Annotated in this window: 21 protein-coding genes; 5 read left to right on the top strand and 16 right to left on the bottom strand. The window is 40.6% G+C overall.

Features of this window, described 5'->3' with window-relative positions; all coding sequences use genetic code 11:
* Position 1: 1 nt before the first annotated feature.
* The 13 genes from NTU69_05570 to NTU69_05510 all read right to left on the bottom strand — a co-directional run bounded on the left by NTU69_05570 (position 2) and on the right by NTU69_05510 (position 14,986).
* Positions 2–493 (bottom strand): helix-turn-helix domain-containing protein, encoded by a 492-nt coding sequence (locus NTU69_05570; protein MCX5802988.1) that lies wholly within the window; start codon positions 491–493, stop codon positions 2–4.
* 200 nt (positions 494–693) lie between these two features.
* Entirely contained in the window at positions 694–2,199 is a 1,506-nt protein-coding gene (locus NTU69_05565; GenBank protein MCX5802987.1) for an adenylate/guanylate cyclase domain-containing protein, read from the bottom strand.
* A gap of 334 nt (positions 2,200–2,533) precedes the next feature.
* The gene (locus NTU69_05560; protein MCX5802986.1) at positions 2,534–2,812 is read right to left on the bottom strand and encodes a 4Fe-4S dicluster domain-containing protein; all 279 of its coding nucleotides are present in this window, start codon (positions 2,810–2,812) and stop codon (positions 2,534–2,536) included.
* An 11-nt stretch (positions 2,813–2,823) separates the two neighbouring features.
* Complete coding sequence (locus NTU69_05555; GenBank protein MCX5802985.1) at positions 2,824–4,113, bottom strand: FAD-dependent oxidoreductase; 1,290 nt, start codon at positions 4,111–4,113, stop codon at positions 2,824–2,826.
* Between the two features lies 1 nt (position 4,114).
* Entirely contained in the window at positions 4,115–5,095 is a 981-nt protein-coding gene (locus NTU69_05550) for an electron transfer flavoprotein subunit alpha/FixB family protein (GenBank protein MCX5802984.1), read from the bottom strand.
* A 14-nt stretch (positions 5,096–5,109) separates the two neighbouring features.
* Positions 5,110–5,901: an electron transfer flavoprotein subunit beta/FixA family protein gene (locus NTU69_05545; protein MCX5802983.1), complete on the bottom strand. Its 792-nt coding sequence runs from the start codon at positions 5,899–5,901 to the stop codon at positions 5,110–5,112.
* Positions 5,902–6,001: 100 nt separating this feature from the next.
* Positions 6,002–7,150, bottom strand: a complete 1,149-nt coding sequence (locus tag NTU69_05540; GenBank protein MCX5802982.1) for an acyl-CoA dehydrogenase family protein — start codon at positions 7,148–7,150, stop codon at positions 6,002–6,004.
* 146 nt (positions 7,151–7,296) lie between these two features.
* Positions 7,297–8,844: an RNA polymerase sigma factor RpoD gene (gene rpoD / locus NTU69_05535; GenBank protein MCX5802981.1), complete on the bottom strand. Its 1,548-nt coding sequence runs from the start codon at positions 8,842–8,844 to the stop codon at positions 7,297–7,299.
* 10 nt (positions 8,845–8,854) lie between these two features.
* Entirely contained in the window at positions 8,855–10,567 is a 1,713-nt protein-coding gene (gene dnaG / locus NTU69_05530) for a DNA primase (GenBank protein ID MCX5802980.1), read from the bottom strand.
* Positions 10,564–12,855, bottom strand: a complete 2,292-nt coding sequence (locus NTU69_05525; GenBank protein MCX5802979.1) for a Smr/MutS family protein — start codon at positions 12,853–12,855, stop codon at positions 10,564–10,566. Before NTU69_05525 ends, dnaG begins: the two co-directional genes overlap by 4 nt.
* Before the next feature lie 17 nt (positions 12,856–12,872).
* Entirely contained in the window at positions 12,873–13,322 is a 450-nt protein-coding gene (locus tag NTU69_05520; GenBank protein MCX5802978.1) for a GatB/YqeY domain-containing protein, read from the bottom strand.
* Positions 13,322–13,531 carry a 30S ribosomal protein S21 gene (rpsU, locus tag NTU69_05515; GenBank protein MCX5802977.1) on the bottom strand — a complete coding sequence of 70 codons (210 nt, stop codon included), beginning with the start codon at positions 13,529–13,531 and terminating at the stop codon, positions 13,322–13,324. The genes NTU69_05520 and rpsU overlap by 1 nt, the downstream gene beginning before the upstream one ends.
* Positions 13,532–13,696: 165 nt before the next feature.
* Positions 13,697–14,986 (bottom strand): adenylosuccinate synthase, encoded by a 1,290-nt coding sequence (locus NTU69_05510; protein MCX5802976.1) that lies wholly within the window; start codon positions 14,984–14,986, stop codon positions 13,697–13,699.
* 183 nt (positions 14,987–15,169) lie between these two features.
* Between NTU69_05510 and NTU69_05505 the strand changes: the two genes are divergently transcribed.
* From NTU69_05505 to NTU69_05485, 5 genes are all read left to right on the top strand, one after another.
* Positions 15,170–16,153 (top strand): methyltransferase, encoded by a 984-nt coding sequence (locus NTU69_05505; GenBank protein ID MCX5802975.1) that lies wholly within the window; start codon positions 15,170–15,172, stop codon positions 16,151–16,153.
* A gap of 193 nt (positions 16,154–16,346) precedes the next feature.
* Complete coding sequence (locus tag NTU69_05500; protein ID MCX5802974.1) at positions 16,347–16,544, top strand: hypothetical protein; 198 nt, start codon at positions 16,347–16,349, stop codon at positions 16,542–16,544.
* Positions 16,545–16,997: 453 nt separating this feature from the next.
* Positions 16,998–18,515: a DUF1846 domain-containing protein gene (locus NTU69_05495; protein ID MCX5802973.1), complete on the top strand. Its 1,518-nt coding sequence runs from the start codon at positions 16,998–17,000 to the stop codon at positions 18,513–18,515.
* Positions 18,516–18,654: 139 nt separating this feature from the next.
* The gene (locus tag NTU69_05490; protein MCX5802972.1) at positions 18,655–18,906 is read left to right on the top strand and encodes an AbrB/MazE/SpoVT family DNA-binding domain-containing protein; all 252 of its coding nucleotides are present in this window, start codon (positions 18,655–18,657) and stop codon (positions 18,904–18,906) included.
* Complete coding sequence (locus NTU69_05485) at positions 18,897–19,220, top strand: type II toxin-antitoxin system PemK/MazF family toxin (protein MCX5802971.1); 324 nt, start codon at positions 18,897–18,899, stop codon at positions 19,218–19,220. The genes NTU69_05490 and NTU69_05485 overlap by 10 nt, the downstream gene beginning before the upstream one ends.
* A 142-nt stretch (positions 19,221–19,362) precedes the next feature.
* On the opposite strand, the gene NTU69_05480 is transcribed toward NTU69_05485, so the two are convergent.
* The 3 genes from NTU69_05480 to NTU69_05470 all read right to left on the bottom strand — a co-directional run.
* Positions 19,363–19,683: a hypothetical protein gene (locus NTU69_05480; protein ID MCX5802970.1), complete on the bottom strand. Its 321-nt coding sequence runs from the start codon at positions 19,681–19,683 to the stop codon at positions 19,363–19,365.
* A gap of 268 nt (positions 19,684–19,951) precedes the next feature.
* Positions 19,952–21,898: a pyridoxal-dependent decarboxylase gene (locus NTU69_05475; GenBank protein ID MCX5802969.1), complete on the bottom strand. Its 1,947-nt coding sequence runs from the start codon at positions 21,896–21,898 to the stop codon at positions 19,952–19,954.
* Positions 21,899–22,538: 640 nt separating this feature from the next.
* The coding region (locus tag NTU69_05470; protein MCX5802968.1) for an FAD/NAD(P)-binding protein at positions 22,539–23,039 on the bottom strand (501 nt) is incomplete at its 5' end.

The raw sequence follows: 23,039 nt of genomic DNA, 5'->3' as shown, positions 1-23,039 counted from the left end.
CCTATATCTCCAGACTTTTGCTAAGATACTCAAGGATATCCTCCAACGAAAAACGTCTCCGTCTACCAATTTTATAACTCTTGATCTTTTTTGTTTTAACAAGTTTTGCCAAAAAACTTCTTCCTATTTGTAACATCTCACATACATTTTTGGAGTTAAGCATCTTTACCGTATATACAGGCCTAAAATGGAAATTGAAAAGAACCTTCCCATCAGCATCTCGCAGCATATCCAATTTTACACCGTGGTCTTTATCCAGGGATAAAGATTTTATATACTCCAAGGACTGAACCATTGTAGATTGCTCAGGAGTTAGTTCAACAGAGATTATTTCATCTTTATCGCTGGTAACCTCTTCAAAAACTGAACCTTCATCTTTATTCTGACCGGTGGTGTCTGTCAAGGTATAAGGTGTGACCTCAACAACCTTTTCTACTGAATCCTGTCCTTGTTTTACACCTTTCCTTCTTTTTACGATGCAAATTTTGTCCATAATCTTCCTTATTTAAATATTCTCAAGAACCACAAAACTTTTTCTATATATTTTAGAATAATTACTAAACTTTACCGATATTGTCAACTCTTTTCTATACATTATGTAGTCTTGTTTATCCTTATTATTTTCATAGATTAGCCATGCTGCAGTTTTATAACACCACAAACATAAAAGTTTTATAAATAGGTACCAACATTCTACCTAATAATTTCTGTGACAGGAAGTGCTGTAATATCCATAAATTTTCCACGTCTCATATCATCTCCATTTACAAGGTCGATAACCCGGGAAAATGTATTCTCTATAAATACTTCCCTATCCTGTAATTTTCTTTTAATACCAAAACGGATATTTTTACGGTCTTCTTCTTTTAATTTATTCATCAAATTTTTTGTAGTGAATATGGAACCATATTGGGCAATATCGGATAACCTCGCCGCATAATTTATAGTATCACCGAGGGCTGTGAATTCTATACTTGTTGAGGCGTGGATTGCACTAATATATTCCTGGCCCTCATTTATGCCGATATTCAAATAAAGCTCATTGGCCCACTTTTTACGTATTTTCCACTCGATGGAAAGTTTTTCCATTTTTTCTTTTACTTCCATTGCACAATTGATGGCATTCATAATATAGTTTGAACCCCGTTCCTTTAAAAAATAATACACAATTCCGTCACCAACATGTTTTCCATAGATGCCGTAATATTTTTTAAAAGATTCTTCCATCGTTTTCCATATCAGGTTGATCAATTCAAAGTACTCTTCCGGTGGCAGTTCAGCGCATATACGGACTGAATCCTGTAAATCAGCGACAAGTACACAAAAATAAACCAGGGTTGACATACGTTGGTGAAGCAATTCGTTGATTACCTGCCCGCGGTTTGATAAAAACTCTGTTATTCCTTCAAATAAACTATCACTTGGTACATAAAGGAAAAATAAACCTTCCCTGAAAAATGTGGTATAGAGCCGATACGGCTCTTTTGATCCATCCTGTCTCGTAATAGTAATAAGATTTTGATTAATTACTTGTTTGGGCAGACTGAGAGCCCTGTCATATGCCTTTTTTAAAAAACTGACCTCACTTTCAGAAATTCCCTGGTATAGTTTTTCAACAAGGTCCCTGGAAATTTTTGATTTTAAAAAGGCTGCATGGAAGTCAAAAAGGTTCTCCCAGTTCTGAATGTTGTCATGAAATTTCAAGTTAAAGAATAATCTAAAAATATTTCTCAACTCGGTGTCTTTTATTAATCTGACCGATTGATTAAAAATTTTTTCCTCTGCTGCCCTGTTTATCCACTCTATTTCAAATTGATAGTTAAGAAGGTAGGCCGGGGTCTCGATATTATCGATAGTTAACCTGAGCTCTTTACTTCCAGTGTGTAAAATTTCAGATACCTTTTGTTTCTCTTCCACAGTAACAGGTTCAGAAATAGGTACTACCTTTAATTTTTGGGCTATATTTTCTACAGAATTCCCCTCTTTTTTTAAACGCTTGACCATTTCTATATTGTTTAAAACCATCTGCGGAAAATAGCCTATTTTTTTTGTCTTTTTCATATCCTCTTGTGGTTTCTGGACGATAGGCTTTGGAATAATCCCAAGTTTAATATAGTTGTTTAATGTTGCCCTGGAAATACCGCATTTTTTTAATATTTCCTTGCTGTTAATCCACGTTTGAGCAGTATCTTTAGACATAGTTAACACCCTTAAAATAGCATTGTTTAAACAGATTACTTACCACGATAGTATAATTTATAAAGTCCAAATATAATTGTCAAGAAAAAAATTATACTGTACATAACAAGGATTCACTAAGAATATTATGTAATATTTATAATATATTGTAATTATTACTAAATATACAAATAATAAAAATTATATTATACAGTATATATTTTGTTAAAATCATAGTAGACAGTAAAAATATTTCAAAAAATCAGTCTATATGGAGGGTAAAAAACCAGCATCAAGTGTTAATTTGGAATAGACTAAAAAATGAAACTGAAGGGTTACTTTTTAGCAGATAATCTTAGCCAAATCTGTACTGAACCCCGAACTCCCCTTTAGGGTATGTCCAGTCTATGGCACCTTCGATACACGCAACTTTACAGGTACCGCACTCCAGGCATCCTGCAAACTCCACAACAACCTCGTCTGTTTCTTCGTTATAGGAATAAAGATGGCCGGGGCAGATAAACAAACAATATTTTACCTTGCATTTTGACCTGCATATCTCATGGTTTATCTTTATATGACTTTCTTTGTCCGTTTTAAATGCATCAATGGCAAGCTTTTCATCAATTCTCATATCTCACCACCTCATATATTCCTAATTTTATAAAGGTCTTTCAATCTTCTAAAACTCAACATACCGGAGGTTTTTAATGCCCCCCACAAGGTCTTTCCTACCCTTTCTTTAGGTTCTTTACCAAACCACATGGCCTTTTCTAAAAAATCAGGAAAATATTTCGGATAATATGTAAAAAAATCTTCGTTGTCGAGAAACTCGGGCATTTTTCTACAGGATTCCATGTCCTTCAAGACAAAGGTTTCTTTTAATCTATTTTCATAATATGAAAGTGTCTTCCCCGAATAGTCACCAGCTTCTTTTGCTTTCATAACGGTTTCTGCGGCAATTATTCCTGATGCAATAGCAAATTCCATTCCCCTTACTGTTACCCCCATATTCAGCGCAAAACCTGCCGCATCGCCTGTTACTATGATACCATTGCCATAAAGTTTCGAGATACCATCATAACCACCTTCTGGAATAATATGGGCCGAGTATTCTACAAGGCCCCCTCCCTCTATAAGTCTCTTAATCTCATACCTTTCCTTAAATGCATCCATCAACGCATGGGTTTCAATAGAGGGGGTTTTTCCCATCAGCGCATTTATACCTGCTACTATACCGAGTGAAATAGTCTCTCTGTTTGTATATAAGAATCCTCCACCAAAAAGACCTTTTGTTACATCCCCCACAAACAGATGGGCACAACCATCCCCGTTATCTACATTGAACCTGTCATTTATCTTTTCTTTTGGCAGTTCTATTACCTCTTTTATGCCAACTGCATAGTTTTTGGGTTTCATCTTTGTTCTCAATCCCGCCTTCTCGGCCATAAAAGAAAGAACACCATCTGAGGCAACTACAACGTTTGCATATATCTCTTCTTCTCCGGCCTTTATGCCAACTATCCTGTTTTCCTCCCACAAAAGGTTATCCACCCTGTATTTTGGGATCACAAATACACCCTTCTCCATTAGCTTTTCTGAGAACCATCTATCAAAGTTAGCACGGAGCACTGTATAGCTATGGTCTTCTACTCTAAGTTTTTCACTTGCAAAGTCAATATTGATTGAGTTTCCTTCCCCAAAAAGACTCCACCTCTCCCGGACAACCTTTCTCTCAAAGGGTGCATCATCAAACATATCTCCAATCAATTCCTTTATGGGCATGAGATAGAGCCTTCCACCGGTTACATTTTTGCTACCAGGGAAATCCCCCCTTTCAAGGACAATTACCTGCATATCCTTTTCTGCAAGCTTATAAGCACAGGAAAGCCCTGAAAGTCCTCCCCCTACTATAACTACATCAATCTTTTCCATTCTAAACTTCTTCCTTTGCCCTTTTTAATTCATCTTTAAGGATAGGCAATATATTGAAGAGGTCATCTACGATTCCATAATCAGCATACTGAAAGATAGGGGCATTAGGGTCTTTATTCACCGCAACGATTACTTTTGATGTGTCCATTCCCATTGTATGGTGTAATGCACCCGATACACCACAGCCTATATAGAGTTTTGGCGATACTGTCTTTCCGCTTTTACCAACCTGGTCACCATATTCTCTCCACTTGCTATCCACCACAGCACGGGAAGCACCTACCCTTCCCCCCATAATATCTGCAATTTCCTCAAGGACTTGAAAATTTTCAGGCCCCTTCATACCCCTGCCACCACAGATAATAAAATCCGCTTCCTGTATATCCACCTTCTTTGAACCACCCCTTTCAATATTTACAACATTTAATCTTGGATCTTTTGCTATCTTCAATGATTCTTCTATTAACTCACCGTTTAATGACCTTTTATGGATAGAAAACGAATTCGGTCTGAATGTTACAAGCGGAGTTGAGCCTTCCTTGCATGCTGTCCAGGATATAATTTTTCCGCCAAAGATGGGTTTTTTAATCCTCACACCTTCACCACCAAAATCTATCCCAACTGCATCAGACACTATCGTCACATTCAATCTTGCAGCAAGTCTTGGAAAAAGGTCCTTACCCGTTATGGTGGATGCACCAAACACCATATAAGGTATATATTTCTTTACGAGCTGTTCTAATACAGCCGCATAGGTATCCCATCTATAATTCTTTAATATTTCATTATCCACAACAAGTACCTTGTCCGAAAACGCCTTTAATTCTTCAGCAATTCCTTTAACCTGGTAACCGATAAGAACTGCATATAAATTGGAGGAGAATCTCTCTGTAAATTCCTTGCCCTTAGTTAGCAACTCAAGTGATACCTTTCTCACAGTACCTTCTTTGCATTCCACAAATATGAGTATATCTTTAGACATGACTTTTCTCCCTTCTATATTGCCTTTGCTTCTTCTTTTAAGACCTTCATCAGATTCTCAACCTTTTCTTCGGGTGTTTCTCCCTCTATTATCTTCACAGGTGGTCTTTTTTTTGGAGGTTCATAGGAGAGGACAATTACCCTTGATGCATCTGTATTTATATCTTCTTTTGCTATTCCCAGGGAACAAGGGTCTATTGAAGGTATGGCAGCCTTCATGGCCTTCATAACACCGGTAATGAGTGGAACCCTCGGCTCATTTAAACCCTTTTGAGTTGTGAGAAGCGCAGGCAACTGTACCTCCACCACCTCTCTGCCGCCTTCCAGCTCACTCTCCACCCTTACCTTTTTTTCATCCATAATTTCTAATTTTAAGATTGCACTTACATGCGGTATCCCTAAAAATTCTGCGGTTATAGCCCCAATATTCGCATTCTCATCATCAATTGCCTGCCTTCCACACAGAATCAAATCAAAACCTTCCCTTTTTGCAAAGCTCGAAAGTATTTTTGCTATTATTAAAGGGTCATGATTCTCTAAATTAGTATTGTCCAGCAAAAAGGCTCGGTCTGCACCCATTGCTATAGCTGTCCTCAGTGCCTCAACTGCCTTTTTTGTCCCATAGGTGCATACCGTGACCTGACTATCTTTAATCCTTTCCTTTATTCTTATCGCCTCTTCAATTGCAACCTCATCAAAAAAGTTTATGTTATATTTATTCTCTATCTCCAGAGACTTTTGATCACCCTTTATTATAATTCTCGCTTCTGTATCAGCCACCTGCTTTATGAAGACTAAAATATGCACTTAACCAACCTCCTTTTTCAAGCTATTGGCATTCAGCTATCAGCTTTAAAAACAAAATGCTAAGCTTCTAATGGCTGAAAACTAACAGCTGATAGCTCTTTTACAACTTGCCTATAATAGTCCTGCCTATAAAGTCCTTTAACACCTCTTGTGTACCCCCGCCGTATAAGAGAAACCTTGCATCCCTAAAGTACCTCTGCGGGGTATATTCGTAGGCAAAGCCATTTGCACCGTAAATCCTGGTCAATTCATCAACTACCTTAAGGCACACCTCTGTAGCATACATCTTTGCCTCTGCCGCTATTATTCTGCTTTCCATACTATTTTCCAAGAGCCATGCACCATAGTAAACCATAAGCCTTGCTGCATTCATAAATGTATCCATCTCGGCAAACTTCTCTCTTATCAACTGAAAGTTGCCTATTGGTTGGCCAAAGGCCACCCTTTTCTTTGAATACTCCAGCGCTTCGCTATAAGCACCTCTTGCTATACCAAGGGCCATTGCCCCTGTCATTAACCTTACTTCGTCAAGGATATCACTAACATAAAAGACACCTTTTCCAAGCTCTTCTCCAAGAAAATTTTCATAAGGTACCCATACATTATCAAATACCAGTTCCCCGGTAACAGTTCCTCTACATCCAATTTTATGGATAACCTGACCGCTTGAAAAACCTGGTGTTCCTTTTTCCACTAAAAAAAAGTTTAATCCTTTAAGCCCCTTTGATGGATCCGTGGTGGCAAGGACTGTACAAAAATCACATATAGGCCCATTTGTAATCCACATCTTTGTTCCGTTAATCCTCCAGCCATCCCCGTCTTTTACTGCGGTTGTCCTTGTTGCCCCAAGGTCAGAACCCGACTGGTCTTCAGTAAAACACATTGTGGCAATCTTCTTGCCCCCCATTGCTGGATAGAGACATCGTTCCTTGATTGCATCGCTTCCGAATTTATATATGAAATATGTTCCCATTAAGACATTCATTATGACGCTCTGGGCAAAACCAACAGAACCCCTCGTAATTTCTTCGTAAAAGGTCATACACATGATTTTATCTGCATTCATCCCACCTATCTCTTCAGGATAACGCAGTCCAAGATAGCCGAGCTTTGTAAACTCCTTCCATACTTCCCACGGAAATTCATCTTTTTCGTCAATCTCCTGAGCCTTTGGAACAACCAATCTATCCACAGTGTCGGCAATGGTCTTTTTAAAAAATTCTTGCTCCTCTGTCATTGTAAAATTCATAATTGATTCCTCCTTGGGAGAATATAAAAGAAAATTTTGTATACAATATTTTAATGGCTGATATTTGTCAAGCAAAAATTATATTGAAAAATAGCCAGAATTCAGCATCCAGAAAAGCGAATCCTGAATAAAAGACAGGACCTATTTTAAGTATCTATAAAACACTTTAACTTTTGTGCCCTTGTAGGGTGTTTCAGTTTTTTCAGTGCCTTTACTTCTATCTGTCTTATCCTTTCCCTTGTTACTTCAAAAACCTGCCCTACCTCCTCTAATGTATGGTCATGTTTCTCTCCAAGACCAAATCTCATCCTTACCACCCTTTCCTCTCTTGGCGTGAGCGTCGCGAGTACCTTATCCAGATTTTCTATAAGGTCACCAAATATGGCAGTATCCTGTGGTGTAGGTGTATTCTTATCCTCTATAAAATCAGCCAGGTGTGTATCTTCATCATCATTTAGCGGTGTTTCTAAAGAAATAGGTTCTTTTGTAATTCTCAATATTTTTCTCACCTTGTCTACAGGGAATCCTATCTTCTCTGCGATTTCATCAGGGAAGGGTTCCCGTCCTAATTCCTGTACAAGCCCTCTTGAAACCCTGACAATCTTGTTAATAGTTTCTATCATATGGACAGGTATCCTTATCGTTCTTGACTGATCAGCTATTGCCCTTGTAATGGCCTGCCTTATCCACCAGGTAGCATAGGTGCTGAATTTGTAACCTCTCTTATACTCAAACCTGTCCACCGCTTTCATCAATCCGATGTTGCCCTCCTGGACGAGATCCAGGAGAGAGAGCCCTCTGTTTATATATCTCTTTGATATGCTTACAACGAGTCTCAAATTAGCCTTGACTAACTCATTCTTAGCACTTACGCAACTTTTTTCAGCATTTTCAATTCTTTTCAAATAGGTTTTAAGTTCACGGGCAGAGGTTCCTATTTCCTGTTCAATTCTTTCTAATTTCTTATAAAACACGGCCAGATTTTTCCTGCCTTCCCTGCTCTTTAGCTTCTTATATTTTTTTATCTCTCTTTCTATCCTTTCAATCCTTTCTACATACCTTCTCATCCTCAGGATTATTCTTTCGATGATCTTCCTGCCAAGATTTATCTCGGTAATGATCGTTTTTATCTTTTTCCAGTACTTACTCCTTTTTCCATTGTTGTCCCCTTTGAATCTTGCATAAGCACCTTTTAATCTTTCCAGGAGTGATATCACCCTTTCTTTATGAAATTCTAATTCTGTATCCACATCTTCTTCTTCGTCAACCTCAAATGTTATATCTTTCACGGTTGTCTTCGATGTTTTTAAAGCCAAAAGTGCGTTTAGTAGTTCTGTGACAGTACCCGGGAAAGAGAGAATAATCTTTTTGATCTCATTCTTCGCCTCTTCCATTCTTATAGCAATTTCTTTTTCTCCTTCCCTTGTGAGCAATGCCATACCCCCCATTTCTCTGATGTAATGCCTTATAGGGTTTGTTGGTTCCTCTTCGTAAACACATTCTAAATTTTCATCAAATACCTCTTCAACACCTTCGCCATCCGCCAGACCTATCTCGCTTCCACCCTCTATATCGAAAAGTTCAATATTATCAAATATACTCTCCTGTTTATCACTGGTGGAAATCAACACATAGAGTTCTTTTTCTTCTCTATTTTCTTCGTAAGGAAAAAACACTTTTACTTTATCAGGCATGGTTACCTCGCTATATAAAATTTGATTTTATAAGTGCTAAAACCTGCCTCTTCTTCTGGAGAAGCTCCATAATTTCCTCTTCATCACCCCTTTTTTCAGCTTCTGATAACCTCTCTGTAATCTTTTTTGACTCTTCTCTCATGAATTTCTTTTCAACATGTTTAAAATAATCCCATAAAACCCTTTCTAAATCATCCTCATTGTATTCTGCTGTATCAAAGGCTGCATTGATTACAAAATCCCTTAGGGCTTCTTTCTCCAATATATTTATGAAACTATTTACCTCTAAATGTTTTTTTTCCTCAAAGTAGTCAAACATTTTGGACAATATTTCCTTTATAGCTTCATCCTTAATGTACTTTATCACCTCCTTTCCTTTTAAGAGTTTTAACAGGTTCGGGTTGCTAACTAAAACACCGATTACCTTTTTCCCAATAATACTTGTTGGTTCATCTTCCTTAGAGGATGGTTCAATCCCCCTTTCTTTCAAACCATCCCAGAAATGGTGCTCTTCAACATTCGTGAGTTCTGATAACCTTTTAATGTAAAGCCTCTTTTTTATACCATCTCTTATGCCCCCAATGTACGGCATAACAGATTTGATAAATGCCATCTTGCCTTCAAGCTTTTTAATGCCGCATTTGTTCATAGAGTAATCAAAAAAATAGTCCAGTATGGGCTTTTTTGTATTGATAATCTTATTAATACCCTCTATGCCTTCCTTCCTCACAAAGCTATCCGGGTCATGCCCTTCAGGCAGAACAACCATGTTGCCGTTGATATCCATCTCAGAAAGTAGCCCTATCAGCCTCAAGGCGCTTTTTATGCCTGCCTCATCTCCATCGAGCATTAACGTAATGTTATCCGTATAATTCCTCAATTTAGAAAGCTGTCCTTCAGTCACCGATGTGCCGAGGGTAGATACAATATTGTTAAGACCATACATATAAAGGGAAATAAAATCAAAGTAACCTTCTACAATGAAAATCTCATTCTTTTCCGCAATATGCTTCCTTGTTTTGTCTATCCCGAATAGTGAATACCTCTTGGAGAATACAGAAGATTCCGGTGAGTTGATATATTTTGGAAATCCATCCTTCTCTATTGTTCTTCCACCAAACCCTATTACCTTTTTGTTTACATCAAGGATGGGGATTACTATTCTGCCCCTGAACATGTCATATATGACAGCATCTTTAATCCTCAGTATACCTGTACTTAAAAAAATGTCGTTTGGAATACCTGCATGCTTTAAAAAATCCTTTATCTTATGCCTCTGCCCTTCACTAAAACCTATCTTAAACTCATCAATTGCATCAGCATCAATACCCCTATTTGAAAGATACTGCATGGCAATCTTGGACTCTTTCAGGCTCTGATGATAAAAATCAGTTAGCTTTGATAAAGCATCATAAGAATTAGACCTTTTTGTACTTCCTCTCCTGACTATTTCAACTCCATATTGACGTCCAAGATTTTCAATGGCTTCTTGAAAGCTTAAGCTTTCGTATTTCATCAAGAAATTGATTACATTGCCTCCTTCACGACATCCAAAACAATAATATATTTGTTTTTCAGTACTTACACTGAAAGATGGAGTTTTTTCTTTATGAAATGGGCATAAGCCAACAAAATTCTTACCAGTTCTTCTTAATTTGACATATTGGGAAACCACATCGAGGATGTTTATCCTCTCGAGTAATGTATCTACTGTAGATTTCATAAGAGCTCTATTATTGTTACCCCCGAATTCTTGTCGTCCCTTTTAAGGCTCTTCACATAATCAACCTCTGTAAGATGGTCTTTGATTGCATTCATCAACCTTCCTGTTCCAATTCCGTGAAGCACCTTTATCTTTGGCATGCCCTGAATAATTGCCCTGTCTATAAACCTGTCTAATTCCGTTATCGCCTCTTCAACCCCCATACCCATTACATTTATCTCTGGCTTTTCGATATGCTGGACATTTACCTGAACTCTGCTACCACTCAAAGATTTTTGTTCAAGGGCTACCTTTTCCACGTACCCTCTATCTATCTTTGTCCTTACATTTCCTATGACAACCTCGCAGGTATTTCCTTCCTTATCAATATCAACCACATATCCCCTGTTACCCAGCGTCCTCACCTTTACATAATCACCCACGTTAATATCATCCTGCTTAACCGCTAAATGCCTGATGAATCTTTTCCTCAAACCACTTAATTGTTCTTTACCTATCTTTATAGACGCTCTTTCCTTTTTTGCAACCTCTTTTTTAATTTTTTCCAATTCCCTCTCAAATTCCAGGAGTTTGGTGTTGCATTTCTCTTCAAATTTTCTTATATACTCATCCTTTTTTTCCTTCAGAAAAGAAAGCCTCTTCTTTACCTCTTCTTTTAGCCTTCTCAATTCGTTTTTTTCTTCATCCACTTCCTTTTTACCAAGCTCCAGGGCACTGATAAGGTCATTAAGCATGTATTCCTGTTTGCCTAAGTATTCATAACTTTTCTCAATAATTATCGAAGGGATTTCAATATTTTTTGCCACATTAATCGCATTACTATAGCCAGCTACTCCATACAGAAGCCTATACATCGGTTTGATACTTTCAGAGTCAAAGGCAGTGGCTACGTTGATAGCAAATGGTTTCGTATATCCATAAGCCTTTAAAAGGTTAAGATGGGTTGTTACGATTACCTTGCACCCCTTTTCTACAAAGGCATCCATAATACCCATAGAGAGGGCTGATGCCTCCTGCGGTTCCGTATTACCCCCGATTTCGTCGATGAGGACAAGCTCCTTACCATCTGAACGTTCATATAGTTCTTTTATAGTCTTCATGTGGGCGGTAAAACTCGAGAGCTCCATGGAAATATCCTGTTCATCACCTATGATGGCAAATATATTTGAAAACAAAGGAATCCCCGGAGTCCCTTTGGCCGGAATAAATAGACCTGTCTGAGCCATAACTGACAGGAGCCCTATTGTTTTCAATGCCGCAGTCTTCCCGCCTGCATTTGGACCGCTTATTATCATTGCCTTTTTGTCTTTGTCCATAAATATATCGATAGGGACTGTCTGGTTCTTTTTAGACATTAAGATAAAAGGATTCACCGCATGCTTTATATCAATCAATCCATCTTTGCTGATCTGGGGCTTTACACAACCAAACTCAGTACTGAAAAGTGCAATTGAATGGTAAAAATCTAACCCTTTCACGGCATCAAGATTTACCTCTATTTCTTTTGCAAAATCCCTTATATAATCTGTCAGCTCCTTTAAAATCCTTTTCTCCTCCTCTTTCCCCTCTCTCTCCAGTATGTTTATGCTGTTATTCAGCTCCACGCATTCAATCGGCTCCACAAAGGATGTCTTTAATGAATGAGAATAATCATGGACAATACCCTGAAAAACCTGATTGAAATTTGGCTTTAAAGGGATTACATATCTACTGTTCCTGAGGGATATATAAAAATCCTGGAGTACTGGACGAATTACATCCCTCTCCATAATCTTTTCTAGCTGCTTTCTTATCCTCTCCCTCAACATGAATAAATCAGCCCTGATCTTGGACAGCTCATAAGACGCTGTGTCCTCAATGAAACCTTCTATATTGATAGTCTTTGAAATTCTTGAATAAACGTGCTTGAGGGGTTTGATCTTTATGATAACTTCTTCAATAAACGGCTTCTTGTTGTGAGCCCTTTTTAAAAAATTTGATATATCTTCGCAGGCCTTTAAAAATCCTGCAATCAGTATAAATTCCTGCGCCTCAAGAACAGAATCCTTTATAAAAACCCTTTTTATAATATCCCTTATGTCAGGGACATCAGTAAGCGGGATCTTTCCATCCCATTTTATAATTTCCAGGGTCGCTTCAATCCTTTCCTGTCTGTCTTCTATTTCTTCAATGTTATTGGATGGTCTGAGGGCTGATATTGATTCATCAACGAAGGGGGTTAAAGAGTAATTTTTGAAAATACTAAGGAGTTTTAAGTAATCGAGGTATGATAAGGTCTTATCTACCATAGAGGGCTTTTGACTACTTACTGTGAAGATAGTCTTTGAAGCACCATTTCGCTTAGCACTTTTCCGTCAAGCCTCCCTGGGTATTTCCCCATAAGAAATTTTATAACCTTTCCCATATCCTGTTTGCCTTTCGCTTCGAGTGTCTTTATCGCTTCACCTATTTCCTTTGATATCTCTTCTTCCGACAATTGGGCGGGTAAAAACTCCTTTAATATCTCGAGTTCCTTTTCTTCCTTTTCAACAAGGTCAGGCCTCTGCCCTTTTTTGAAACCATCTATGGATTCGAGGTGCTGTTTTATCGATGTTTTCACGAGGGCGTAAAACTCATCTTCAAATAAGGCCCTGATCTTTTCAACTTCTTTATTCTTTATAGAAGCAAGGAGCATCCTTAATATGGACACCCTTAGACTGTCCCTCTGTTTTAATGCCTCTTTCAGCCCTTCTTCAATTCTGGGTCTGTATTCCATTAATAAAGGCCTTTGTCTGCTATCCTTTTAAATTTCTTCAATGCCCTTTTCTTTGCAGCGAGCATCTTTTTCTTTTTCTTCACGCTCGGCTTCTCGTAATGTTCTCTCTTTTTGATTTCAGAGAGAATGCCGGTCTTCTCGCACTGTTTTTTAAATCTTTTTAGGGCACTTTCGAAAGACTCCCCGTCTCTTACAATAACTGCTGGCATTCATTTTTCCCTCCCTCCATTTATCATCTATATTTAAATTCATTAATTAAAACCCAAACAGACAGCCAAAGTCAATACATTTATGGATATACAATTTTTCAACAATTTAATGAGGTTATAAAGGCTGACCCCGCCCTGCGGGACTAACTACTTATGGCTAATATTCTAAACAAATGGATTGTTCAATATTATTGTGCTCTCCCTCTCCGGGCCGGTAGAAATTACATCAATCTTTACTTCCAGTAACTCCTCCAACCTCTTCAAATACCTCTTTGCATTCAGTGGTAAATCCTCATATCTTGTCACGTTTCTTATTGATGTCTTCCATCCGTCCATCTCTTCGTATTGGGGCTCACAATTATTATAGCCTGTTATGCTCATGGGAGGCTGGGTATAGAACCTTGCCCCTATTTTATACCTTGTGCATATCTTTATCCTTTCAAATTCATCGAGGACATCGAGTTTCATAATACACAGTCCATTCACCCCGTTAAGCTTCATTGCCCTCTTTGCAATTACCGCATCAAACCATCCGCATCTCCTTGGTCTTCCTGTTGTAGAACCATACTCAACCCCTCTGTCCCTCATTATGTTCCCTTCCTCACCTTCCAGTTCAGTCGGGAAAGGGCCTCCCCCCACCCTTGTGGTGTAGGCCTTGCATATACCAAGGATATAATCTATGATTGTTGGCGGGACACCTGAGCCAGAGGCGATATTCCCTGATACAGTGTTTGAAGAGGTAACATAGGGATATGTGCCGTGGTCTATGTCGAGGTATGTACCCTGTGCCCCCTCAAACAATATATTCTTACCCTGCTCTATGGACTTATGGAGGAAATATACGGTATCAGCAGTATATCTCTTTAAGAGCTTTCTGTAGTCGCTATAGGTTTTCACTATATCCCTTAATTTAAAGGCCTCATCCTTATAAAACCTTTTGATAAGAAAATTTTTAATCTCAAGGTTTTGTTTTACTTTCTCTGAAAATACCTTTTTATCAAGTAAATCGACTACCCTTATGCCCATCCTGCTCATCTTATCTTCGTATGCAGGACCAATGCCTCTGCCGGTTGTACCTATCTTCTTCTTCCCCTTAGATTCCTTCAATACATCTAATTTCTTGTGGTAGGGCATGATCAGGTGGGTAAGACCACTTACCATTAATTTTTTATCATCCTTTATATATCCAAGGGCCTTGAGTTCATTTATCTCCTTTTCAAATACTTCTGGGTCTAAAACCACACCATTGCCTATGATGCAATGCTTACCTTCATGGAGTATGCCTGACGGGATCAGATGGAGTATTATCTTTTTCCCACCGGCTACAATTGTATGGCCTGCATTCGCCCCGCCTTGAAACCGCACAATTACATCAGCATGACTACTTAAGATATCAATAATCTTTCCCTTGCCTTCATCTCCCCATTGAACCCCAACAACGCCGACATTCGCCATATTTCTCTCCAATCCTTTTTATATGACCTGTAGCATTATATTATATACCTTGTCCGTCGAAATCAAATAAAATGTGACTATGTGAGGAGTTTTGCAACCAGTTTTCCGTTGTAAGAAAATGGAAGATTAATTAAGATAGTAAAGTGAGAAAAAAGAGTTTCTATAATTAATAAGGGGATAACAATGGTACAGTACGATACTATTATAGCCGATGCATTTGGCTTCATGAAAAGCCGGGTAATCATTACTGCGGCTGAATTAGATTTTTTTACCCGTCTCGACGAAAAACCTGCTACGGCAGATGAACTGGCAGAAATGATGGGGCTTGATACAAGAGCAACAACCAGAATCCTTGACAGTCTTGTCGCTCTTGGACTTCTTGAAAAACAAAATAACCGATACAAAAACACAGAGAAGGGTGTATTTCTCTCTTCACATCATCCGGAGACGGTTCTCCCTATAGTGCTTCATATGAGCAGGCTCTGGGATGGCTGGAGTCATCTCACAGACGCAGTAAGAAAAGGAAACAGGCGCAAACAACAACAGGCCGAAATTGATGAGACAAACAGGGAGGCCTTTATAGGAGCTATGCATGCGATAGGCCGTAGTCTATCCATAGAGATTGCTAATGACTATGATGTAAGCCGGTTCAAAAGGCTTCTGGATGTCGGAGGGGCGTCAGGTACATATACAATTGCTTTTCTCAGGAAGAATCCGGAAATGACGGCAGTCATTTTTGATTTTAGAAGCGTCATTCCTATGGCTAAAAAGAGGCTTAAGGCAGAAGGGCTTTACGACCGCGTGAAATGTGTTGCCGGTAACTTTCACAAAGATGAGCTTCCGAGAGGGTACGACCTGGCACTTATTTCTGCAATTATCCACCAGAATAGCATTAAACAGAACATTGAACTTTTTACTAAGGTCTATCGGGCACTTATGCCCGGAGGTCCTATACTCATCAGGGACCACATCATGGATGAATCCCGCACAAAACCACCCGCTGGAACATTATTCGCCCTTAACATGCTCGTAAATACTTTAGGTGGTGACACCTACACGTTTCGTGAGGTTAAAGATGCCCTGACACAGGCAGGTTTCATCAACGTGAAGCTCTTAAGGACAGGCGAGAGAATGGACTGCCTCGTAGAAGCCAAAAAACCAGCTTAAGCAAACTACACTGAAAATAATTGTATTTTTAGTTTTAAGGGTTTAGAATCTTTTAGGGGTAAAGGGGTGAATCACGATATTGCTCTGAGTTCTTAGCTCTATGCTCTCAGCACTTCGCTCATGTGGGGGGTACGATCCACGAGACTCATTGCTCTGTGCTCTCTGTCCTTAGCTAACGTTCGGGGAATCCATTATGGAAGACGACCTTTTTGATATCCTTGGCATGTCCTTCTTTGGATCAGGCGGAAGGTGGTGTATCCTGAACAATGTGCCCTGTATTCCATTGTCAACGTGTACATCCTATTTCAAAAATAAAACGTGCAGGTATCAATCGCGAGAAGGCACAGAGGGGGGGGGTGGTGACGATGAAGATAATGAGCGTGAATGGTAGGCATTGAGCCTCAAAAGCCTGATTCCTACCTCAGTAAATCCCTATTCATCCGGGCCATATTTTTCATACGCGCCCCCTTTCAGCTATTTATTGTGCTAATAATTTCCTGTTCTGTTCATAGGATGCAATCTGCTTGCCATAGTCCCAGTACATGGACAGATTGACTATACCCACTCACTATTTTAGAAATTGCCTAATAAAATCATATGGTTTAGTATGATAGAAACTTTTGTGCAAAACAGGACGGAACAGCGAACACATCATTAAAGTGACAAATGCTTCCGGGGAAATATGAACCACCGGGGAGAACTGTCCCACATTTTAAAGGAAAAATATTTCATGGTAAGGTTTTTGGGATAATATTTATTTTTTTTTACTATCCAATCTTTTCGGAATGCATTATTATAATTGTTCTAACAAAAATTTCATGTATGGAGGTTCGGGGAAGGAGAAATGATCCAAAAGATCTGTTTTGATAACGAAAAGTACCTGAAAGAACAAACATCGGAAATTCTTGAAAGAGTGAAAATGTTTGATAATAAATTATATCTCGAGTTTGGCGGAAAAATTTTATATGATTACCATGCTGCAAGGGTTCTACCCGGCTATGATCCAAATATCAAAATGAGGCTGCTCTCGGAATTGAAAGATAAGGCCGATATTCTGCTATGCATCTACGCCGGGGATATTGAAAGGAAGAAGATAAGGGCTGATTTTGGTATTACTTACGATTCGGATGCCCTCAAACTCATCGATGACTTGAGGGGCTTGGGGATCAATGTGCTGGGTGTGAACATTACCCGTTTTGAAAACCAACCAGCAGCCACATTGTTTAAAAATAAGTTGGAGAGACGGGGGATAAAGGTTTATACCCACAGTTATACCAGGGGATATCCAACAGATGTCGAATTGATCGTCAGCGATGAAGGCTATGGGGCGAATGGGTATATCGAAACAGAAAAACCATTAGTCATAGTGACAGGCCCTGGCCCGGGAAGTGGTAAGTTGGCTACCTGCCTATCTCAACTCTACCACGACTATCGGCGGGGAATAAAATCCGGATACGCCAAGTTTGAAACTTTTCCTATCTGGAACCTGCCGCTCAAACATCCGGTAAATGTTGCCTATGAAGCGGCCACTGCGGACATCAAAGATTTTAACCTGATTGACCCGTTTCATCTGGATGCCTACGGACAGATTGTGGTGAATTACAATCGGGATGTGGAAGTATTTCCTGTTTTAAAAAGGATATTGGAAAAAATAACGGGGGGTGAATCACTTTACAAATCACCGACAGACATGGGGGTAAACCGGGCCGGTTTTGCCATCACGGTCGATGAAGGCACAAAGGAAGCTGCCATGCAGGAAATCATCCGCAGGTATTTCCGTTACCGGTGTGAGTACGCCATGGGTTTTGCAGACAAAGATACCGTACAAAGGGTAGAGCTTTTTATCGAGGACTGCAACCTTAAGCCGGAATACCGCAGGGTTGTGGCACCGGCCCGTGAAGCGGCCAGGGCTGGACAGGAGGAAAATAAGGGAAATGAGGGAATTTACTGCGGGGCTGCTATTGAGTTGAAGGACGGCACTATCATTACAGGGAATAATTCTCCGCTCATGCATGCGGCTACCAGCTTGATTATGCATGCCATCAAACATTTAGCGGGCATTCCAGATAAATTGAAGTTGTTGCCTGATTATATCACCGGGTCTGTGCACAAACTCAAAACGGAAATTCTGAATGAGAAAACAGTCAGTCTGGATCTGGAGGAAGCTCTCATCGCTCTTGCTGTCAGCGCTATAACCAATCCCGCAGCCCAATTAGCCATGGAAACATTAAAGGAGCTCCGGGACTGTGAGGTACATATAACCCATATCCCCACACCGGGAGATGAGGCAGGGTTGAGACGCCTCGGGGTTAACCTGACCAGCGACCCAAATTTTTCCACAAAAAATCTCTTCATTTCCTGAGTTCTTGACCTTATGTCTTTTCAGGAATTTCATAATTTAATGAGTGTCCCTCTCCTCCTCTCCCGATGATAATTGACACTTGCTTTATTAATGGAATTACAATATAATTACATAATTAATAATATTAAGGAGTCTGATTATGAGAACTAAGCTTGTATCTATAGGAAATTCGAAAGGAATACGTATCCCTTCTTCCTTCTTAAAACAATGTGGTATTGACAATATAATCGATATCGACATAAAGGGACAAAGGATTATTATAAACCCTGTTAAAAAAAGACCTCGAGAAGGATGGGATAAGGCATTCAATACAATGCACGCAAACGGGGATGATTCTCTGCTCATAGATGGAATTACTGACAGTTTCGAGAAGGATTGGGAATGGAAATAAAACAGTACGAGATATACCTTGTTAACCTTGATCCTGCCGTTGGTTCAGAAATAAAAAAGACGAGGCCATGCGTAGTGGTATCTCCGGATGAAATGAACAGGCATATCCAGACAATCATTATTGTTCCCATGACAACAAAATCACACTCTTACCCCACGAGAGTACGAGTCACGCTCCAAGGGAAATTAGGATGGATTGTACTTGACCAGATAAGAACAGTTGACAAAATCAGGCTTGTTAAAAAACTGGGTAAACTCAATGAAAGCACAATGCAAAAAGTGAAAGCAGTAATAAGAGAAACGCTGGTAGATTGAACTTGCTTGGCAGAAACATAGAAGGTGTGCTGTGCCCTTGTCCTGATAGTGGGTCAGTTTGAAAATGACCAGTTAAAAAATTAAACTTTCTCCGAAGGGATATAGCATGTCCGGTTAAACTCCGCGGGGTTCCTTCGAGTGGTCACTGTCCGCCGGACGGCGCTATCTGTCCTCCGGACGGCATTGCTTTGCTTTTCTCGAGCGGATCAATTGGCATTGCCTTGCTTTTATTGAAAGGATCATCCGGCAACTTCGCTTTGCTTTTCTCGAGGGGATCGGGTGGCCTTGCTTTGCTTTTCCCGAGTGGATCGGGTGGCTCCGGCGCCCCCATTTTCACCCAAGTTCCTCCTTCTTTGATGCAGTTGTCCTTTGTCTTCACGGTCGGAAGGGCCTTACCGCCTTTCACACACTGTTCTACGGGCTTCTTCAGATCAGCCGTTGCTTGCGCCGCAAAAGCAACCATACCCGAAAATAGGAACGAGACAAGCACGAATAAAAAAACAACGAACAAGATTATAAAACGCATGGTATCCTCCCTTTCTATGTAACTCTTTTATTCTATTGTGATATTGTACTCAATAAATGTCAATAAGATTCTATAGTATTGACCATTACCGCTTGAAGTATTGCATATCAAGGGGCAGGAGTAAGAACAACATTTTTCAGGAAGAAGTCGAAATGTCGATTTTGATGTCCTAAATGTTCAGGGACAGCAATTTCAGCCCTTTGACCTACCCTTCAACCTTGGTGATTACTTTTTTCAAAATCTCAACCAACCTATCAAAATAGGCCCTGAATTCGGCTTCATCGGCCAGATACGGCGTCATGATGGTTGATCTCAGCACCAGAACTGATGGCGTCTTTTTCCATTCGGCATCATTTAACCCACACTTCCGGACGAGATCAAGCGGCGTGTTCCCGTATTCCACCGGAGAGAAGACGGTCTTGGAGGTGATGAAATCCTTTTTCATCAAGTCTCCGGATACGTAGGAGCACTCATCGTAAATGGCCTGGTTTAGCTTGTTCATGGATTCCAAGCTGGGGTTTCCGACTTCCTTGAGCACGTAATCTACAATGTTCAGATCTGGTTTAACCAGTGGCACGAACTTATATGTCCGGCCGTTTTGCGCCTTGAAAGGCGCTGCCTTGACCATTGATTCGTATAACATGTTTGCAGTCTTGATCGTACGGCCGAGCAACTGCCCATAGCCGTCCACGTTTAACGGTGACACCTGATGCGCGGTCCAGACTGCGGCTGCAGCAGCCCCCGGCTTTGAGCCCTCAAGGACATAGTGGCCAATACTCACCGGGGCTTTCGCGCGCAAATCCTGGACGTAGGCGGCGTGGAAGGTCTGCACTGCCAGTATCCGCTTATCTTTGAAGACAACCGCCCCGGCCGGGTAGGGAACATAACCCAGCTTATGAGAGTCGATGGTCACGGAATCTGCTTCCGGTACGGCCTTGTAAGATTCATAGACGCTCTCCGTGGGCCACGCGGCTGATTCTGAAATATGATAATAATCAAGTGCTGTTTTTCTGACCTGGTCCAGTCCCATGAATACCCCTGACCCATCGATGAAAAGGCTTCGCGCGTAGCCTCCATAGGCGGCGTCCACGTGATAGTAGAAGCCCACCCCGCGAGCGGCATATTTTTTCTGCAAAGCGGCGATCCGATGTGTTTCGTCCACCGCCCCTTCCTCTGTGCTACCAAGGACCGAAACTACGGCCAGAATGGGGATCTTTTTCTTAACCAGGTCTGCAATTGTCCGATCTAAGGCGGAAATATCCATGCGGTAATTTTTGTCTACGGGGATGGCAATCATGTTCTGGCTGCCGATGCCGAAAACATCAGCCGCCTTGTCCCAGGAATAGTGTCTGGATTGCGGAACAAGAAGTTTCCCGAGCTTTTTGGGATCAACCCCTTTTCCTTTGACGGTATGTTTGAGGACGGCTTCATATTGGGGGCTGTTTTTGACTTTATCGAGGAGGTCCAGAGCCTCGCTGACCGGCATGTTCAAGAGGTGTTGCCCGCTCTGGCCCTTGACCAGCTCCGGCATAACGGCTTTAACAGCCAGGGGGAAGGATTTCAGATTTCTGGCATACCAGAGGGCCTGGAAGTTGGCATTCGTACCGCCAGACGTGATGTTCCCCCATGCTTTCTCGGGATTATAGCCAAGTAATCGGGCTAACTGCAATCCCACCTCAAGCTCCATTTCGGTAGTGGCTGGCCCACCTTCATAAACGACGTTGTTCGAATTGTAGAGAATGGCGGCCATGTAACCGATGACGCCTGGGAGAAGCAGATCCGCGTTCATGTGTCCCAGGTATCTGGGGGAGAACCAGGGGTTTGAACCTTTTTGCAGTCTTGTGGAGAGCGTTGACAGGACTTCCTTCAGTTTTTTCCGGGCATCGGCCGCTTCCGGTGAGGCGAGGTTTTTATTGCTTATTGCCTGTGAATCTTCGGGATGGAAGCTTTGTCGCCAAGTTACATGCTCTTTCATCATCATGTTCAGCATATCGAGAAAGAAATCGCTGGTTTCGCCTTTAGTTCCGAGGAAAAGCGTGTCCAGCCGAGGATCGGGTACTGCGCTTTGGCCGGCATGGGCCGGTATCGATGGACCGACAAGTATTACAGCCAGAATCATCATGGCTAAAACTGCCTTTTTTGCGTAGTTCATTTGTTGCCTCCTTCGTGCGGCGTCGTTTAAAAATTGTCAGGAAAGAAAAAAAAGGGGTGTCAGGGAGCTGCAATATAACATTTAACGTTGATCCCTATCCTCCTTTTCTTAGTTCTCCTATAATTTTAATTAATTTGCAAGTTAAAATCCTTTTGAAGAATTGTTGAATACGGTTTACTATATGCAACAAAATATATTGACCCCTTGAACGGAAGGATCATTATCTTTGGCGTTGAAGATTACCAATTGAAACACGGTATAAATCACTTATTTATAAAAAACTCCATTGCAGAAAGTTATCGCTGGTTAATTGAATTAAAACCTGAAAACATAAGTTACCATTTTGGACAATTGAGTTCGGATGGGTAAGAATTCAGGCTTAGGGAATTTGGTAGGGAATTTGGGGTCAGGTCTTGAAAAATCACTTTTTTATCAATCATTCCTTACCGAAAAGCAATCTACGGCCCAAACTTCTCCGGCGAAACCTCCCACGTCCTCAAAGAAAGAGCTTTATGAGCAAAAGGAGAACCATTCAATCTTCACTGGCGTGCTGGAGGTCCATGGGGGTTAAAAAAATAGGCATTGTGACCCTAACCCCTTGAATCCTTAAACCCTTGAATCCCTGAACCCTGTTTTTTTGTTACTCTTCTGGTAGTTCTTTGAGCTGGGCAAGGGAAAATACAGGTCCGTCCTTACATACGTACTTCGAGCCGAGATTGCAACGACCACACAGGCCTATACCACATTTCATACGCCTCTCCAGCGTTGTAATGACATCTTCATCCCTGAAATTCAGCTTAGCCAGATTCTGAAGGACGAATTTAATCATAATGGGAGGTCCGCAGGTTATTGCCACCGTATCATCGGGTGATGGCGCAATTTCATTAAGCACGGTTGGAACGAATCCAATCCGCTTTTCCCACCCCGGATATTCATTATCAACCGTAAGGATCAGCTCAACACCGGAACGTGATTCCCATTCTTTCAAATCATCTTTGTAGCAAAGGTCCGGCGGTGTCCTTGCTCCATAGATGATTGTAATGTCCTTATAGTCAGCTCTGTTATCCAGCATAAAGAGGATGAGTGTTCTAAGCGGTGCCAGTCCAATCCCGCCACCTATAAAGAGAATCTTTTTACCCTT

The organism is Pseudomonadota bacterium, assembly GCA_026388215.1.
GTDB lineage: Bacteria > Desulfobacterota > Syntrophorhabdia > Syntrophorhabdales > Syntrophorhabdaceae > JAPLKF01.
This window is presented reverse-complemented; position numbering and strand designations above follow the sequence as displayed.

Excerpts from the sequence above, each read along its gene's own strand:
- NTU69_05570 (MCX5802988.1), bottom strand. The coding sequence starts at position 493 with ATGGACAAAATTTGCATCGTAAAAAGAAGGAAAGGTGTAAAACAAGGA.
- rpoD (MCX5802981.1), bottom strand. The coding sequence starts at position 8,844 with ATGCCTGATAAAGTAAAAGTGTTTTTTCCTTACGAAGAAAATAGAGAA.
- rpsU (MCX5802977.1), bottom strand. The coding sequence starts at position 13,531 with ATGCCAGCAGTTATTGTAAGAGACGGGGAGTCTTTCGAAAGTGCCCTA.
- NTU69_05495 (MCX5802973.1), top strand. The coding sequence starts at position 16,998 with ATGATCCAAAAGATCTGTTTTGATAACGAAAAGTACCTGAAAGAACAA.
- NTU69_05505 (MCX5802975.1), top strand. The coding sequence starts at position 15,170 with ATGGTACAGTACGATACTATTATAGCCGATGCATTTGGCTTCATGAAA.
- NTU69_05475 (MCX5802969.1), bottom strand. The coding sequence starts at position 21,898 with ATGAACTACGCAAAAAAGGCAGTTTTAGCCATGATGATTCTGGCTGTA.
- NTU69_05510 (MCX5802976.1), bottom strand. The coding sequence starts at position 14,986 with ATGGCGAATGTCGGCGTTGTTGGGGTTCAATGGGGAGATGAAGGCAAG.
- NTU69_05490 (MCX5802972.1), top strand. The coding sequence starts at position 18,655 with ATGAGAACTAAGCTTGTATCTATAGGAAATTCGAAAGGAATACGTATC.
- NTU69_05525 (MCX5802979.1), bottom strand. The coding sequence starts at position 12,855 with ATGGTAGATAAGACCTTATCATACCTCGATTACTTAAAACTCCTTAGT.
- NTU69_05540 (MCX5802982.1), bottom strand. The coding sequence starts at position 7,150 with ATGAATTTTACAATGACAGAGGAGCAAGAATTTTTTAAAAAGACCATT.
- NTU69_05565 (MCX5802987.1), bottom strand. The coding sequence starts at position 2,199 with ATGTCTAAAGATACTGCTCAAACGTGGATTAACAGCAAGGAAATATTA.
- NTU69_05520 (MCX5802978.1), bottom strand. The coding sequence starts at position 13,322 with ATGGAATACAGACCCAGAATTGAAGAAGGGCTGAAAGAGGCATTAAAA.
- NTU69_05550 (MCX5802984.1), bottom strand. The coding sequence starts at position 5,095 with ATGTCTAAAGATATACTCATATTTGTGGAATGCAAAGAAGGTACTGTG.
- NTU69_05485 (MCX5802971.1), top strand. The coding sequence starts at position 18,897 with ATGGAAATAAAACAGTACGAGATATACCTTGTTAACCTTGATCCTGCC.
- NTU69_05480 (MCX5802970.1), bottom strand. The coding sequence starts at position 19,683 with ATGGTTGCTTTTGCGGCGCAAGCAACGGCTGATCTGAAGAAGCCCGTA.
- dnaG (MCX5802980.1), bottom strand. The coding sequence starts at position 10,567 with ATGAAATCTACAGTAGATACATTACTCGAGAGGATAAACATCCTCGAT.
- NTU69_05555 (MCX5802985.1), bottom strand. The coding sequence starts at position 4,113 with ATGGAAAAGATTGATGTAGTTATAGTAGGGGGAGGACTTTCAGGGCTT.
- NTU69_05560 (MCX5802986.1), bottom strand. The coding sequence starts at position 2,812 with ATGAGAATTGATGAAAAGCTTGCCATTGATGCATTTAAAACGGACAAA.
- NTU69_05500 (MCX5802974.1), top strand. The coding sequence starts at position 16,347 with ATGGAAGACGACCTTTTTGATATCCTTGGCATGTCCTTCTTTGGATCA.